The organism is Rhizobium redzepovicii (assembly GCF_019793435.1).
GTDB classification, from domain to species: Bacteria; Pseudomonadota; Alphaproteobacteria; order Rhizobiales; family Rhizobiaceae; genus Rhizobium; species Rhizobium redzepovicii.
The window spans coordinates 432,096-447,298 of record NZ_JAILYH010000001.1 but is presented as its reverse complement, the minus strand read 5'-3'; the positions used below and the strand labels follow the sequence as shown (position 1 = coordinate 447,298).

At 63.4% G+C, this 15,203-nt stretch carries 18 protein-coding genes; 11 read left to right on the top strand and 7 right to left on the bottom strand.

Annotated features, from left to right (window positions below; genetic code table 11):
• Window positions 1–3 precede the first annotated feature (3 nt).
• From K6N12_RS02080 to K6N12_RS02030, 11 genes are read left to right on the top strand one after another with little or no spacing between them, the layout of a single operon-like run.
• The gene (locus tag K6N12_RS02080; protein ID WP_003563674.1) at window positions 4–207 is read left to right on the top strand and encodes a hypothetical protein; all 204 of its coding nucleotides are present in this window, start codon (window positions 4–6) and stop codon (window positions 205–207) included.
• Between the two features lie 13 nt (window positions 208–220).
• Window positions 221–784: an A24 family peptidase gene (locus K6N12_RS02075; RefSeq protein ID WP_222148646.1), complete on the top strand. Its 564-nt coding sequence runs from the start codon at window positions 221–223 to the stop codon at window positions 782–784.
• A gap of 5 nt (window positions 785–789) precedes the next feature.
• Window positions 790–1,587 carry a TadE/TadG family type IV pilus assembly protein gene (locus tag K6N12_RS02070; RefSeq protein ID WP_097625735.1) on the top strand — a complete coding sequence of 266 codons (798 nt, stop codon included), beginning with the start codon at window positions 790–792 and terminating at the stop codon, window positions 1,585–1,587.
• Window positions 1,584–3,227, top strand: coding sequence for a TadE/TadG family type IV pilus assembly protein (locus K6N12_RS02065; RefSeq protein WP_131710773.1), 1,644 nt, complete (start codon window positions 1,584–1,586; stop codon window positions 3,225–3,227). Before K6N12_RS02070 ends, K6N12_RS02065 begins: the two co-directional genes overlap by 4 nt.
• Window positions 3,199–3,879, top strand: coding sequence for a TadE/TadG family type IV pilus assembly protein (locus tag K6N12_RS02060; RefSeq protein ID WP_222148645.1), 681 nt, complete (start codon window positions 3,199–3,201; stop codon window positions 3,877–3,879). The genes K6N12_RS02065 and K6N12_RS02060 overlap by 29 nt, the downstream gene beginning before the upstream one ends.
• Before the next feature lies 1 nt (window position 3,880).
• Window positions 3,881–4,798 carry a hypothetical protein gene (locus K6N12_RS02055; protein WP_222148644.1) on the top strand — a complete coding sequence of 306 codons (918 nt, stop codon included), beginning with the start codon at window positions 3,881–3,883 and terminating at the stop codon, window positions 4,796–4,798.
• Window positions 4,795–5,733 (top strand): Flp pilus assembly protein CpaB, encoded by a 939-nt coding sequence (cpaB, locus tag K6N12_RS02050; RefSeq protein WP_183854778.1) that lies wholly within the window; start codon window positions 4,795–4,797, stop codon window positions 5,731–5,733. The genes K6N12_RS02055 and cpaB overlap by 4 nt, the downstream gene beginning before the upstream one ends.
• A 20-nt stretch (window positions 5,734–5,753) precedes the next feature.
• Window positions 5,754–7,652, top strand: coding sequence for a TadA family conjugal transfer-associated ATPase (locus K6N12_RS02045; RefSeq protein ID WP_097625730.1), 1,899 nt, complete (start codon window positions 5,754–5,756; stop codon window positions 7,650–7,652).
• A 10-nt stretch (window positions 7,653–7,662) separates the two neighbouring features.
• Window positions 7,663–8,526 (top strand): type II secretion system F family protein, encoded by an 864-nt coding sequence (locus K6N12_RS02040; protein ID WP_049735009.1) that lies wholly within the window; start codon window positions 7,663–7,665, stop codon window positions 8,524–8,526.
• Window positions 8,526–9,428, top strand: a complete 903-nt coding sequence (locus K6N12_RS02035) for a type II secretion system F family protein (RefSeq protein WP_183854776.1) — start codon at window positions 8,526–8,528, stop codon at window positions 9,426–9,428. The genes K6N12_RS02040 and K6N12_RS02035 overlap by 1 nt, the downstream gene beginning before the upstream one ends.
• A 2-nt stretch (window positions 9,429–9,430) precedes the next feature.
• Complete coding sequence (locus K6N12_RS02030; RefSeq protein WP_183777805.1) at window positions 9,431–10,306, top strand: FHA domain-containing protein; 876 nt, start codon at window positions 9,431–9,433, stop codon at window positions 10,304–10,306.
• 183 nt (window positions 10,307–10,489) lie between these two features.
• On the opposite strand, the gene arsK is transcribed toward K6N12_RS02030, so the two are convergent.
• The 7 genes from arsK to K6N12_RS01995 are packed head-to-tail and all read right to left on the bottom strand — an operon-like array spanning window position 10,490 to window position 15,188.
• Window positions 10,490–11,695 carry an arsenite efflux MFS transporter ArsK gene (gene arsK / locus K6N12_RS02025; protein ID WP_183777806.1) on the bottom strand — a complete coding sequence of 402 codons (1,206 nt, stop codon included), beginning with the start codon at window positions 11,693–11,695 and terminating at the stop codon, window positions 10,490–10,492.
• Window positions 11,692–12,417, bottom strand: coding sequence for an arsenical resistance protein ArsH (gene arsH / locus K6N12_RS02020; RefSeq protein ID WP_165503883.1), 726 nt, complete (start codon window positions 12,415–12,417; stop codon window positions 11,692–11,694). Before arsH ends, arsK begins: the two co-directional genes overlap by 4 nt.
• Window positions 12,392–12,814, bottom strand: coding sequence for an arsenate reductase (glutaredoxin) (gene arsC / locus K6N12_RS02015; protein WP_097625723.1), 423 nt, complete (start codon window positions 12,812–12,814; stop codon window positions 12,392–12,394). Before arsC ends, arsH begins: the two co-directional genes overlap by 26 nt.
• A 4-nt stretch (window positions 12,815–12,818) precedes the next feature.
• A complete protein-coding gene (gene arsB, locus K6N12_RS02010) occupies window positions 12,819–13,859 on the bottom strand; it encodes an ACR3 family arsenite efflux transporter (protein WP_222148643.1) in 1,041 nt (346 codons plus the stop codon).
• Between the two features lie 5 nt (window positions 13,860–13,864).
• Window positions 13,865–14,308 carry an arsenic resistance N-acetyltransferase ArsN2 gene (gene arsN2, locus K6N12_RS02005; protein WP_131710761.1) on the bottom strand — a complete coding sequence of 148 codons (444 nt, stop codon included), beginning with the start codon at window positions 14,306–14,308 and terminating at the stop codon, window positions 13,865–13,867.
• Window positions 14,305–14,835 carry an arsenate reductase ArsC gene (locus tag K6N12_RS02000; protein ID WP_183777808.1) on the bottom strand — a complete coding sequence of 177 codons (531 nt, stop codon included), beginning with the start codon at window positions 14,833–14,835 and terminating at the stop codon, window positions 14,305–14,307. Before K6N12_RS02000 ends, arsN2 begins: the two co-directional genes overlap by 4 nt.
• On the bottom strand, window positions 14,832–15,188 hold the full coding sequence (locus tag K6N12_RS01995; protein WP_131710759.1) for an ArsR/SmtB family transcription factor: 357 nt from the start codon (window positions 15,186–15,188) through the stop codon (window positions 14,832–14,834). Before K6N12_RS01995 ends, K6N12_RS02000 begins: the two co-directional genes overlap by 4 nt.
• Window positions 15,189–15,203: the final 15 nt, after the last annotated feature.

The window sequence follows — 15,203 nt, the reverse complement described above, 5'->3', positions numbered from 1 at the left end:
CAGATGTTTGGAAAACTCAAGACTCTCGCAATTGCACTTCACCAGGACGAGCGCGGCGACATGGCCCAGATCGTCCTCGCCGTCGCCCTGATCGTCATTCCGCTGATGCTGCTTCTGCTCGCATTCGGCAAACAGATCGGCGAATGGTTCAACGAAAAGAACACGGCGCTCTCGGATGCCGAGAGAATTCCCGAGCCGGGTCAATAAGCGGGCCGGGATCATGGATACGACCTATGATCTGACCCTGATGCCTGCGGCGGCGGCTCTTGCCGTCGCCTGCGCCACGACCGCGGCGGTGCTCGATCACCGCCAGGGTCACATCCCGAACGCCGTGACCTATCCCTGCCTGCTTGCCGGCTTCATGCTGGCGGCAGCCGGCGGAGATCTCGCAGGGATCGGCCTTGCCTTTGCCGGCCTCATTGCGGCCGGCATGATCTTCATCATCGCCTTCGCAGCCGGCAGCTGCGGCGGCGGCGATGTCAAGCTGATGGCGGCGCTCGGCGCCATTCTCGGCCTCTGGCCCGCCATCGATGTGACGCTCGCAGCGCTGATGGTCGGCGGCGTGATCGCCCTGTTCTCAATGGCGCGGCGTGTTCAGTGGAGCGTGCTGGCTAGGAACGTCGGACTGTTCGCTTTGCTTCTGCCTGCCGGTTTCCGCGATGCCGCTTCGGTGCTGAAGCCGCGCGAGACACATCATACCGTCCGCTTCGGCGTTGCCGCCGCTCTCGGACTTTTCTGGTGCCTGTTCATGCCCGATTTCACCCCTCTTTCACTCGTGAGGTAACGGCAATGCGCGCGGAACTCGAACGCCCCCTCTTCGACGGTGCCTTCTGGAGTTCGATCCTGCACTCGCGGACCTTCTGGATCCCTGAGGATCACGGCGCGCTCTTCGGCACCTTTGCGATCGCGATGATCCTGCTTGCCTCGATGCTGCTGCTGCCGCGGCTTTCCGCCCGCCGGCGCCGCATATCGGAGCTGCACGGCGATATCTCCGGCAGCACGACGATGATGGATTTCGTGCTCGTCACGCCGGTCTTCGTCTTCTTCATGTTCGTGGTCTTTCAGTTCGCGATCCTGGCGAAAAACCACCTCTTCACCCATTATGCCGCCTATGCGGCAGCCCGCAGCGCCCGCGTTTATTTCTGCCCGGCCCTGCCGATCACCATCCGGAGCTTCATTGACGTCAAGACCTGCGATGACGATGCCGCGCCAGGGAAAGCCGATCTTGCCGCCCGCCTGGCGCTGATCCCGGCTGCCCCCTACGACCAGCTGAAATGCGTCGGCGCCTGCCAGCCGCCGGAAGAGGCGCTGAAAAGCCTTGCCGATGCCTCCGGTCTTTCGAAGAACTGGCGGGCGATGCGCAACCAGGCCCGCTACATGTTCGACCCGCAAAACGTCACCGTGACGGTCGATCGCGCGCCGATGGCGCTCTATGCCGCCATCAACCGTTCGCCGCATGTGCCGGTGACCGCCAAGGTCGAAGCGCGCTTCCTGCTGCTCGAATATGCCGGCTGGGTCTTTGCCCGCGGCCAGAGGAAAGACGGCCGCTACTACACGATCTCGAAGGCGGAGGTGAACCTGCTATGACACCGACCCTCATCAAGCGCCTGCACCGCGACGAACGCGGCTTCCTGTCGCCGATCATTCTCTACATGACGATCGCGCTCGCGTTGATGATCGTCTGGATCCTGAACACGGGACAGATGATCTACGACAAGCAGCGTACCCAGGACACGGCCGACGCCGCCGCGCTCGTCCATGCCGATTGGGAAGCCCGCTATCTCAACATCATGGCGATGAACAACGTCGCCTCCTCGCAGGCCACCGTCGTCATGGCGACCTCGGTCGCCTTCCAGCTGACCACGGCGGAACTGGCCCTGCGCTCGACCGCCATTCTGGCGAAACTCGCCGAATACTCCTTCACCGAGGGCTTCGGCCCGGCGTCCCTTCTGCCGCCGATGCCGCCGATGCCCTATTGCCCTGGTTGGCAGAAGGTCCCGATCGTCGGCGGCATCATTTACGGCGCTTGCCTGGCGTTTCAAGGGTTCCGGGCGACGGAAGCCACCATCGCCATCGCATATACGGTGAAAGCACAGATCGATTATGATCCCTGGGGCCTGATCAACAAGTCCAGCGACATCATCGACGGCATGAACGATCTCAACGACTACCTCGTCGAGAGCTTTCCGCAGCGCGTCGGCAACGAAGCCCTGCATCTGGTGCGCTTGAACAAGTCGGATCATGTCGTCTTCCATCCGCCGTGCGAATCCTGCAACGACGCCGGAGAAGGTGCCGGCGGCAACCTGCCGGTCGATCGCGACGGCGTCAATCCTGCCGCGGCCTATGCTGAAATGTGCCTTGCGATGAGCAGGGGTACGGAGGGGCAGGACCCGTTCCTGATGCGCGGCGAATTCGCCAATCGCGGCTTCCCCAACGGCAAGGGTCCGCTGACCGCAGGCGGCGTCGACGGCAGCCATATCCGCGACTTTGTCAACCACGAAAGCGGCATCGACAGCACGCTGGTGAATTTCTACATCTTTTACGAAGCCTTCGGCCCGGCCTATCTGAGCAAGGTGCCGTTCAAGGCGATCGTCGAACAATATGCCGGCGATCTCAGCTGGCTGGAAGAAGCAGCGCTCGATGTCAGCTTCTGGCTGGCGGATAAGGTCTTCGGTGTCGGCTTCGGCGTCACCAACCCCTTCCAGCTGCCGATCGACGTGCCGCCGCGCTATTCGGACTCACAGACAAAAGACGAGAACGATTTCACCCGCAAGTTCGACATGATCTGGAACCAGGTCTGCGGGCCGGCCGGTGGGGCGATCTCTGTGGCGGGTGCCGCCCTGCCGGTCATCTCCTTCCCCAAGCCTTACTGGCTGAAGGGCCGTATCCCCTTCAACTTCACGCCCTTCGGCGGCGAGCAGCTCGACGACTACCAGACGCTGGCGATCGTTTCGCGTGCCCCGCGAGCCCGGCTGCAGATCCGCATCTTCAAGGACAAGACGCCGTCCGCCTATGCGCTCGCGCAGAGCTGGGTTCATAATTACACGGCCTTCGATCTCTATACGCAGGACTGGCTTGCATCGCTGGCGCCCGCCACGCTCGCCGACAATACCGGCGAGGTTTCGAACACCATCAAGCAGAGCCCGGCCGCCGATAGTTTCACCGGCCTGACCCGCGTCTTCGACCAGGGAGGAGCCAATGCCTGGGCTGCCGTCAACACACATTGAGACGACCGGCGGCGCTCCGGCCGGTGGCCTGATGATGCGGCTGCACCGCGACAGCCGCGGCCTGGCCTCGATCGAATTCGTGCTCGCCGCACCGGTCATCCTGCTGATCGTGATCTTCATGATCCATGCCAACAGGATCTCGACCAAGAAGGTGGGCACCATGCTGGCCATGCGCAACGCCGCCTTCGCCGAGGCGAACGGGCTGGACTGCACGTCGGATTTCTCGAATGTCTTCCCGCTCCCGGCCTTGCCGGCGCTGCCCGGGCGCGACGCCATGAGCTGCTCGCGCACGCCCTCGCACGAAGGCGGCGGCGAGCCGCAGCGCACCTTCGTCTGGGACGACGTCCAGAACACGCTGACAAGCGACGGCCGCGACTTCGGCGATATGGTCGGCGACCTCGCCAATGAAAAACCGCAGCTGGTCACCGCGACGGCCGACCGCGTCTACAAGTTCAGGGATTCCGACGATCTCGACACGATCAGGAGCCTCCGCTGGAAGGACGCCTTCACGGTGGATGACGCAACGCTCTTTGCCTCGCACAACAACGACACCACGCGCCGCGGCTACGACCCGACGCTGCGCCGGGAAATCCGCGATGTGGCCGACGATTCCGGCGATCTGTTCGACGGCGTCTTTCCGGGAGCGAAATAAGATGAGACAGGGCGCGCGCATCTCCGTTCATCTGTTGGCCACCGCTTTCGGTATCGGGCTTGTCGCCATGGTCGCGGTCACGCCGGGCCGCGCCGAGGTCTACAAGGATTTCCGGGCGACGCTGAATTCGACGTTGGCGGGCATTCTCGGCGCGCCGGAGCGGGCGCCGCGCGATCTGGTCATCAACGGCCAACCGCTCGAATTCACGCCCTACCAGAGCGATCGCAGCATTTCCGAGATCACCGACGAATGGCTGCGGGTGCTGGCCGTCAATACCCGCCCTGCCCTGCCGAAAAGCAACGACAGGGAAGAGCTGACGGCCGTCATCGCCGCCAATATGCTCATCGTCCCGAAAACCAGCCGCATCCGCGACGATCTCGCCGTGGTGGTCCGCTTCTTCGATGGCGACGGTGAGGCAGCGCTCGATTATCTCCGACGGCAGGACCCGGCCAATCCTTCGGCAAGGGCGCCGATCCCCGGCGTGTCGATTATGATCCGCCGCCCCACCGGTGCGCCGGTGACCGAGGTGCTGATGACCCGCTTCGAGGACGTGGCGTCGTCGCTGCCGGCCTTTGCAGCACCCGCCGATGCCGGCAAGCTGCCGCCGTCGCTGCGTCCGCCGGCCGGCGTCGAGGTGCTGAGCGATATCGGCGACCGCGACAAGGGCCATACGTCGCGCACGGTCGTCTCGAAAGGCTCGCTGTCTGCGGTGCGCTGGGCCGATGCGCGCGCCGAGCTTCTCACCCGTGACGGCTTCACCATCGAGGCGCCGCCGGCTCAGCGCGGCGGGGTCACTGCCCTTTACGGCCGGCGCGGCAGCGTCGAGGCCAATGTTCTCTACACCAGCAGCAAGAGCGACGGCCGGACCGTCGAGGTCATTCAAATCAGGCAACCCTTCGTCGAAGGAACAACACCATGAACTGGAAGCTCATCGCGGCCGTCATCGTCGGGCTCATCACCGGCGTTCTGCTCTACTTCTGGACCGAGAGCGTCAAGAATGAGCAGGTTGCCTATGCCTTCATGCGGCTCCAGCCGGACCGGAAGGTGACGCGAGGTCAGGCGATCACGCCTGACATGCTCGCCGAACCGGTCATGCTGCCGGAAAGTTTCGGGGCGCTTGCCAAGCTTGCCGTTCCTGCTGCCAGCGCTTACCAGGAATGGCTGAAGGACAGGACGGCCGCCGCCGACATTCCGGCCGGCTCGGTGCTGCTTTTCCAGTACTTCGACGATAATGACGGCGGACGCCTGACGACGATGATTGCGCCCGGCAAACGGGCGCTCACCCTTCCCGTCAACGCGGCCGCGGCCGTCGGCCATTTCGTCGAGCCGGGCAGCTATGTCGATATTCTCGGCACGGTCGATGAGCCGGTCGAACCTGTCGCACCGGCCGCCGCGACCCAACCGGGAACCCCCGGCCAGGCTCCGGCCGTTCCCGGACAGGCGCCTGTTGCAACCGGGCAGCCGCAGGCTCCGGCCCAGCCGCACTCGCCGGTCGAGCAGATGCTGAAGAATTACCTCACCCAATATCCGGGCGCCGACGAGAATGATGTCAACGCCTACCGCAAGCAGGCGCAGGATTATAAGCTCGGCATCAGTTCGCGCACCCGCGTCGTCACCCGCACCTTCCTGCAGAATGTCAAAGTGCTGGCCGTCGGCGCCGCGACGACGGCGGAAGGCGCGGTCACCAAGGCCAACAGCACCTATAACAACGTCACCGTCGAAGTGACGCCGGCGGAAGCGGAGATGCTGATTTTTGCCATGGGCCAGTCGAACGGCAGCCTGAACCTCGTGCTGCGCAATCCGGCCGACAATACCGTCGAGGAACTGCCGAGCATCAACTGGACGCGTATGTGAGCGTTGCGGGGGAATAAGCCATGCTGTTGAAGATTTCCTATGAGGACGGCAGCGGCCGGGAGGTGATCCCGCTCTCGGCAAACGAGACCTATTTCGTCGGCGAAAGCAGTACGCTGACGCTGCCGGCTGGCGCCGGGGTTGTGCGGCTGCGCGGCAGCCACGTCTCCTCGCCGCAATTCGTGCTGCGCAAATCCGGCCAGGGCTGGTCGGTGCAGCATCATGGCCGCAACCCGACGCGGGTCGACGATCAGCCGCTGCGGGCCGGTACGCCGGTTGCGGTCTCGGCCGGCATGTCGATCTGGGTGCCGAACGTCACGATCGAACTGGTCGAACCGGCCGCGGCGGCCGAGGCGGTGACGCAGTTTCCGGACCAGGAGCGGGTGCTGGCGCTGCAGATGGAGATACATGAGCGACTGCTAAAAGACACGCAATATGACCGTCTGGTCAAATCCTCCGATTTCGGCCGCGAGGACACGCGCAACCGCATCCGCGAACGGCTCGACATGTTCATCAAGGAGGCCCTCGACGCCGCCCCGCAGGATCTGGTCATCCTGGTCATCAAGAACGCTGTCTACCGCTGGCTGGCAAAACGCATTGCCCGCACCGGGCGGCGCGATGCCTCGTCGACGGCCGCCAGCCTGTCGCGCGAGGAGCAGGACAACCGCCGCCTGTTCGATGTCGGCAAGGCGCTGATTTCGGCACTGCAGCTGAAGCTGAACTTCGAATCCACCCGCGCCGACTTCGCCCAGCTCGACACGCGCTTCAGCGCCGCCTTCCAGTCCCGCCAGGCGCTGTTCAATGCCGGCGACCGCTACGAGATCGCCCATATGCACCTGCGCTCCAACATCGAGGAGTTGATGTATCGCTGGGGCACGATCTCGGAGCTGATGGATCTCGACGTCATCTCGGAAATCATGGTGACGCGCTACGACGAGATCTATGTCGAAAAATTCGGCCTGCTGGAACGCTATCCCTTCGCCTTCGCCAATGAGCGGCAGCTGATGAAGGTGATCGAGCGCATCGCCGTCGATTCCAACCGCTCGATCAACGAGAGCGAGGCGATGGCCGACTTCCGCATGCCCGACGGTTCGCGCGTCAACGCCGTCATTCCGCCGCTGGCGGTCAAGGGCGCTTGCCTGACCATCCGCAAATTTGGCGGCAAATCTCGGCTCGACATCTCCAAGCTGGTGACGGCCGGCGCGCTCAGCGAGCCGATGCGCGCCTTCCTCGAGGCGGCGGTGCGGGCCCGCAAGAACATCGTCGTTTCCGGCGGCACCGGCTCCGGCAAGACGACGCTCTTGAACAGCCTGTCGCAGTTCATCCCGATCGGCGAGCGCGTCGTTGCGGTCGAGGATACGTCGGAACTGCAGCTCGACGGCATCCATGTGGTCTATCTGCAATCGCGGCCGAAAACGGCAGAGTCCGAAACCAGCGTCACCATCCGCGATCTGGTGCGCAACGCGCTGCGCATGCGCCCCGACCGCATCATCGTCGGCGAGTGCCGCGGCGCCGAGGCGATCGACATGCTGCAGGCGATGAACACCGGCCATGCCGGCTCGATGACGACGGCGCATGCCAATACGCCGCAGGACATGATGACCCGCCTGGAGGTGATGGTGCTGCAGGGCCAGAGCTCGCTGCCGGTGATGGCGATCCGCCAGCAGATCGTCGCCGCCGTCGAGCTCGTCGTGCAGCTGAACCGCCTGGAAAGCGGGCGGCGCGCGGTGACCGAAATATCCGAGGTGATCGGCATCGATCCGGATACCGGCCTCGTCATCGTCGAGCCGATCTTCCATCTCGTCGGCCGCGCCGGCGGCCAGGCGGTGCATGCCTTCACCGGCTATCTGCCGAGCTTCGTCGCCGAACTCGTCGAGTTCGGCGAAGACGGTGAAATCGAAAAACTCGATATGTTCGTCTGAGAGAAAAGCCATGGATATCAGCATTCTGCAGATTTTTACGGTCGCCCTCGGGGCGGTGACGGCGGGGTTGCTCGTCTGGGGCGCGCCGGTGCGCTGGCCCGCACCGCTTTTGCGCGCCACCGAACGCGATATCGCGCTCGCCAGCGAGGCGGCGCAGGTCTTTGGCCGCGATGCCGTGCCGCCCTATACGATGATCCTCGCCTACGGCATCACGGCAATCGTCGTCTTCCTGTTGATCTCGCTGATCTTCGGGCCGATCTTCGGCATCGTCATCGCCATTCCCGTCGCCTTCTTCCTGCCGAAGGCGGTCATCCGCTATTTCCTGCAGCGGCGCTGGCTGCAGATCGAATCGCAGCTTCCCTATGCCGTCGACCAGATCGTCTCGGCGGTGCGCACCGGCAAGCCGCTCGCCGTCGCCGTCAATGCGGTGGCCGACACCGGCCAGATGCCGGCCTCGCGCGAGTTCGAGCGCATCGCCCGCGAACAGAAGCTCGGCATCGGCCTGGTCGAGGCGCTCGACCGCCACGGCCGCACCGTGCCGAGCCTGCACTTCAAGATGGTCGATGCGGCCCTCGGCCTCTTTGCCCGCCAGGGCGGCGATATTTCCGAGCCGCTGACCGAGATGTCGAAATCCTTCAAGGAGATCTGGAAGCTCGATCAGAAGATCACCACCTCGTCGTCGCAGGCGCGCATGAACTTCCGCGTCGTCAACGGCGGCGCGCTGTTCATGATCCTGATGATCTTCTTCGGCCAGCCGGAGCTGATCGACAAGGTGTTCGGCAACGCCATCGGCATCGTCATCGCCATCGTCGGCGCCATTCTCTATGCCACCGGTTTCTTCTGGATGCGCTCGATGATGAAGGTGTCGGTCTGATGTCGGCGATCCCTCTTGGCCCCCTTGCCATCGTCTTTGCCGGCATCGCCGCCGCCCTCTTCGTCTGGTGGATCGGCGATCTGCTCGGTAGCATCCAGGTGGTGCGCCGCTCCCGCGGCGGCGACGGCCCGCCGCCCAATATCGTCGACAGCGTCGGCATGCGCACGCCGGTCGAATTCGTGCTGCTGCATTTCGAGCCGTGGCTGGCCGACTACGGCGCCCAGCTGGAGCAGAAGCTGATCTATGGCGGCCGGCCCTTCGGCGGCGTCACCGGGCGGGAATATATCGCGCTGCTCGTCGTCATGAGCCTCTTCGGCTTCATCCTGCTCGGGGTGCTGTTCGGCATTGCCAGCGGCAGCATCATCGGCGGGCTGGTCGCCGGGCTGATCCTCGGGCTGATCCCCGCCATCTATTTCTGGGTAGTCGCCGACGACAAGATGCAGGACCGCAAGGAGCGCATTTCGCGCGAATTTCCCTATTTCCTCGATCTCGTCGTCATGACCCAGCAGGCGCAGGCGACCCTGCCGGAAAGCCTGAGGCTTTATGCCGAGGCTGCACCCGGCACGGTGATGAGCGAAGAGATCGACCAGACGCTGAAGGACGTGGCGCTCGGCACCGGCATGGTCGAGGCGCTGCAGCGCCTGGAGCGAAGGATGACCGCCGAGGAGGTCGTCCGCGTCATCCGCGCGGTGATCCAGGGCGAGGTCGAGGGCAGCAACCGTGTCGAGCTGCTGCGCGAACACGCGCGCGACCTTCGTTTCCGCCGCTGGGAAAAAGCCGACAGGGCCAGTGAAAAGCTGAAAGCCAAGATCGTCATGCCGGCGATGATGATCGTCGTGTCGATCCTGCTTCTGGTGCTGGCGCCGGCAATTGTCGAGATGATGTCGAGTGGGATGTTTTGATCATGGCCTTTTCCTTCTTCCGCGGAAACAAACCAAGCCTGCTGCAGACCGGCCCCGGCGGCCAGAGCCGCAGCCATGCGCTCGACCGGCCCGAAATGTCGATCGGCCGGGCTTCGAACGCCGATATCGTCGTCGACGATCCCTTCTTGGCGCCTATCCATGCGCGCATCGAAAAGCAGACCGACGGCGGCTTCATCATCCGCCGCATGGGGCTGAACCCGATCATGCTGCGCGGCGAGGCGCTGCTGCAGACGGCCTCGCTGAAATCCGGCGACAGCTTTCGTCTCGGCAAGGATGTCGAATTCCAGTTTCTGGAGAAGGCGCCCGCCAAGGAGGCGCCGAAGAAGGAGGCGGCCAAGACTGGTGACGACAAGCCGAAGAAGCCGCTCTTCAAGCAGCCGGCCTTCCTCGCCGGCATGGGTCTCGCCTATCTCGCCATTGTCGGCGTCATCGGCTACGTCATCCTGTCGGACAGCGGCAGCACCGAGGGTGGGCCGACGGCCGAGCGCATCAACGCCGAAGCCGCCCGCATCCCGACCTGCATCAAGAATGCGCGGCGCATGCGCCAGGTCTCCGAAGCAAGCTTCAACGGCGCCGTCGGCGGCCGCGTCGGCCGCGATGGCGACGCCACCTATGCCGCGCTTTCGCTGGCAGCCGAGCCATCGGACGACGCGGCACTGGCAAAGGCTGCCGAACCGATCATCGAGGCGTACAAACGCACCGCACTTGCCGCGCTCGCCTCGGAAAGCCGCGGCAACAAGACGCTGGCGCTGAGCCTGTACCAGCAGACCTACGATCTGGTTCCCGACATCAACTGCCCGGCGGCGCGCTTTGCGCTGCAGCGGCGGGCGGCCGTGAAACCGCCGGCGCGGCGATGAGCACGGTCCTGCCGGCTGCACTAAAGCGCGTCACGATCTTTCAGATACGCTTCCTATCGCACACTTTTACGCGACATGCTTTAACATGCACGCCACAGCGGTGGAGCGCGCCGACCTCGGTGCCCATGCTCGACCAAGTCCGATTGATTTGCCGATGAGGTCGTCCGAGCGGGACTGGAGATTTCATCCTGCGCTGACGGCAGTGCGGCCTGTCCGCTGCATGACCAGGATCAATCCGAACATGACGATCGCCAGGCAGCTTAGCGTTGCACAGATAGCCAGCGATGCCGGAATGCCGATCTGAGCCATTGCCAGCGCCAGGACGAACGGCGCAATCGCGGACAGGATCAAGCGGGCCGCCATCATCTGACCCTGCCGCTTGCCATAGCCGTCACTGCCGAACAAATGCAACGGCAGCGTACCGGTGACGATGCTCAGCAAGCCGTTACCCATGCCAAAGATCATCGCGAATATCATGGCGCCCGGCACGGACGGTGCCAGAAGCAGCAGGATTAGCATGCCGCCGGGTATTAGAAGAGCCGCGAACAAGGCCAGATGCAGCGCCGCAAGATTCTTGCCGAAGATCATGTTGATGAGACGGCTGGCGACCTGGGAGGGCCCGAACAGCGTCCCGACCAAGGCAGCCGTGGTGCCGAGGCCGAGGCCAGACAGCAGTGGCACCATATGAACCAGCACCGCCGAGCTGGAAAGCGACATCAGCGAGAACCCCGCTACCATCAACAGGAACCCCAGGCGACGACGCTCTGATGGCAGGATACCCTCGACGCGCGGCGGGGCAATTTTTGCTGTTTTCCGTTGCACTGCTGCGCCGTGAGAAAGCCACGCATGGATCGGCAGGCAGATGAACAGGTTGAGGGCGGCAAATATCACATACACATTCTGCCAGGACATCTGCGCCTGCAGCACTGCCGTGATCGGCCAGAACATTGTCGAGGCGAACCCCGCAATCAGCGTGAGGTAGGCGATGCTGCGCGATGCCACTTCCGGCCGGAGCTGCACGAGAAACGCGAACGCCGCGCCGTACTGCACCAGATTGGCTGCGACCTCGATCGCGATCAGGGCGGCGACAAAGGACGTTCTCCCCGGCGCGTAGGCGCAGGCGAGCAAGGCTGCGGCGGCGACGGCCGAGCCTATGGTCATCACCCGCCCGGCACCAATGCGATCAAAAAGGCCGCCAAGCCACGGCGCCGTCAGCCCGCCGATCAGCAGCGCGACCGAGAGGGCGCCGAAGATCCATTCGGTCGACCACGCGAAATGGGTCGCCATATCAGGCGCCAGAATACTGAAGCTGTAGTAGAGCGTGCCGTAGCCGATATTTTGCGTGATGCCGAGGGCAACGATGGCAGTGACTGGGATCCGCCCGCTCATATGGATTTCAGTCTCGTGCGCTGCTCCAGCTTTTCCGCTTCTTCCTTGCGCTCGCTGTAGCGATCCGTGAGATAGGCAGAGGCGTCCCGGGTCAGCAGGGTGAATTTCACCAGCTCCTCGCAGACGTCCACGACGCGATCGTAATATGACGAGGGCTTCATGCGGCCGTCCGTATCGAATTCCTGAAAGGCTTTCGCCACCGAGGACTGATTGGGGATGGTAATCATGCGCATCCAACGGCCGAGGACACGAAGCTGGTTGATCGCGTTGAACGACTGCGAGCCGCCCGACACCTGCATCACCGCCAGCGTCTTGCCCTGGGTCGGCCGCACCGATCCGACCGAAAGCGGGATCCAGTCGATCTGTGCCTTCATGATGCCCGTCATGGCGCCGTGCCGTTCCGGACTGACCCAGACCTGGCCTTCCGACCAGGCAGAGAGATCACGCAATTCCTGTACTTTGGGATGGTTGACCGGTTCCGCGTCTGGAAGTGGCAGGCCAGCGGGATCGAAAATCTTCACTTCGCACCCGAAATGCTTCAGTAGCCGGGCGGCTTCATGAGCCAGCAGGCGGCTATATGATACAGCCCGCAGCGAGCCGTAGAGGATCAGAATGCGCGGCTTGTGGCTAGAAAACGCCGGACGCAATGCGTCGAGATTCGGCTGGCGCAGATGATCGAGGGATGCGCCAGGCAAGTCAGACAATGCGCCTGCCCTCGGCATCGAGAACTTGCTCGCCATCTTCCTTGGTGAACGCCCCCTTGTGGGTGGCCGGCAGAATGTCGAGCACCAGTTCGGAAGGACGCGACAGCCGTGTGCCGATGGGTGTGATCACGAAAGGCCGGTTGATCAGGATCGGGTTTTCAAGCATGGCATCAAGCAGCTGATCGTCGGTCAGCTTCGGATCATCGAGGCCAAGTTCCGCATAAGGCGTGCCCTTCTCGCGGATCGCCTCACGCACGGTAAGGCCGGCATCCGCAATCATTCTGACGAGCTGGTCGCGGCTGGGCGGTGCCTTCACATACTCGATGACTGTGGGCTGAATGCCGGCATTGCGGATCATCTCAAGCGTGTTGCGCGACGTGCCGCAGTCGGGGTTGTGATAAATTGTGACGTCCATGATGTTAGACCCTTTTGATGGTGGTGGCGCTGGTCTGGACGGCGCCGCCGCGCTCATACCAGCCCTTGCTGCGGTTGACGATCCAGACGACCGACAGCATCACCGGCACTTCGATGAGGACGCCGACAACGGTGGCAACCGCCGCCCCGGAGTTGAAGCCGAACAGGCTGATGGCCGCAGCCACCGCCAGTTCGAAAAAGTTGGAGGCGCCGATCAGCGCCGAAGGCCCGGCGACACAGTGCTCCTCCCCGCTCATGCGGTTGAGCAGGTAGGCGAGGCCCGAATTGAAGTAGACCTGGATCAGAATCGGCACGGCCAGCAGCGCAATGACCGCCGGCTGTGCGATGATCTGTTCGCCCTGGAAGCCGAACAGCAGAACCAGGGTTGCGAGAAGTGCCAAAAGGGACACCGGCTGCAGCTTGGCGCCGAGACGGTCGGCGTCGGTCAGACGGCGCAGCATCTGCGCGACGATCACCGGCAGGACGATGTAGAGCAGGACCGACAGGATCAGCGTGTCCCACGGCACCGTAATGGCGGAGAGACCGAGCAACAGGCCAACGATCGGTGCGAAGGCAACGACCATGATGGTGTCGTTCAGCGCCACCTGAGAGAGCGTGAAGTGCGGCTCGCCTTTGGTCAGGTTCGACCACACGAAGACCATCGCGGTGCACGGCGCGGCCGCAAGAATGATCAGCCCGGCAATGTAGCTATCGATCTGGTCAGCCGGCAGGTAAGGCCGAAACAGATAGCCGACGAACAGCCAGCCGAGCAGCGCCATCGAGAACGGCTTGACGGCCCAGTTGATGAAGAGCGTGACGCCGATCCCGCGCCAATGGCGCCCGACCTGGCTCAGTGACGCAAAGTCGACTTTCAGCAGCATTGGAATGATCATCAGCCAGATCAGCACTGCGACCGGCAGATTGACCTTGGCGACTTCGGCTGCGCCGATCGCCTGGAAGACGCTGGGCAGGACATGACCGAGAGCGACGCCGACGACAATGCACAGGAAGACCCAGATCGTGAGGTAACGTTCAAAACTAGACATGGATTTTACCCTTGGACTATCTTGGCCAGCAGCGCCGCCGAAGCCGGGCACAGGCTTGCAGCCTGGCGGGTTTGCAGGATCGCCGCAGGAGCCGTCGCACGATCCACCTTGGCGAAACCGAAGCGCTCGAAAAACGAGGTTGCCGAATCCGTCAGCAAATAGACCGTGTTGGCACCGCCACGCGCAGCCTGGGTAAGCAACTGCCGGGTGATGGCTTCGCCATAACCGTGCCCGCGCTGCTGTGGCAGGACCACCAGCGAACGCAGGAGCGCGCAGCTGCCGTAGTCTTCCAGGCCCCCATAGCCGACGGTCGCGTTCCGATCCGTGAACCGGAAGAAGCTGCGGCCGTCTTCGTCGAGGTCATCGATTGGAAGTTTGGCAGCCTGCAGGGCCGTCCGCAGATCCTCATCTGCGCCGCTCACCGGTCTTCGATCCAGCTCCCAGCTCATGCGACGTCGCCCCGGCTACTGGTCGTGCCCTCCATCGTGCCGATGGCGCGCAGCTGTGTTTCAAGCGCCAGCTTGTCAATTGATGCGAGCGGAAGGCTCACGAATGCGACAATGCGGTTCTTGAGGAAACGCGCGGCTTGTGAGAAGGCCTGGCCTTTCTCGATCAGCGTACCTTCGACGGCCGCCGGATCCTCGATACCCCAGTGCGCCGTCATCGGGTGGCCGATCCACACGGGGCATGCCTCGCCCGCGGCGTTGTCGCAGACGGTGAAGATGAAATCCATCTGCGGCGCGCCGGCTTCGGCAAACTCGTCCCAGCTCTTCGAACTGAACCCGGTGCTTTCGTAGCCAAGGGCGCGCAGCGTATCCAGCGCCAACGGGTGGACTTCACCTTTGGGCCGGCTTCCCGCCGAGTAGGCGTTGAAGCGACCCTTGCCTTCGCGGTTGAGGATGGATTCGGCCAGGATCGAGCGGGCGGAATTGCCCGTGCAGAGGAAAAGGACGTTATAAACGCGATCGGCGGTCATAGCAGGTTTTCTTTCGGAGCTGGGGCGCAGCAAGCGGCGACTTCGGCGACCGGCGCGCAGATCTCGGGATGGCCGCCGCAGCAGTCTTCCATCAAGAAGCGGATGAGCGCGCCGAGGCCTTCGTAGTTGGCGGTGTAGATGATCGAGCGGGATTCCCGCTGTTGGTTGATAAGTCCTGCTCGCTCCAGTTCCTTCAGATGGAACGAGACGTTGGAGGCGGAAACCTCCGCCTTCTCAGCGACGGCGCCGGCAGGCATCCCATTCGGCCCGGCGACGACAAGCATGCGGACGATGTGCAGCCGGGTTTCCTGCGACAGTGCCGCAAATGACATGAGGGCTTGACGTTCTTCCATATTTCTACAATCCTT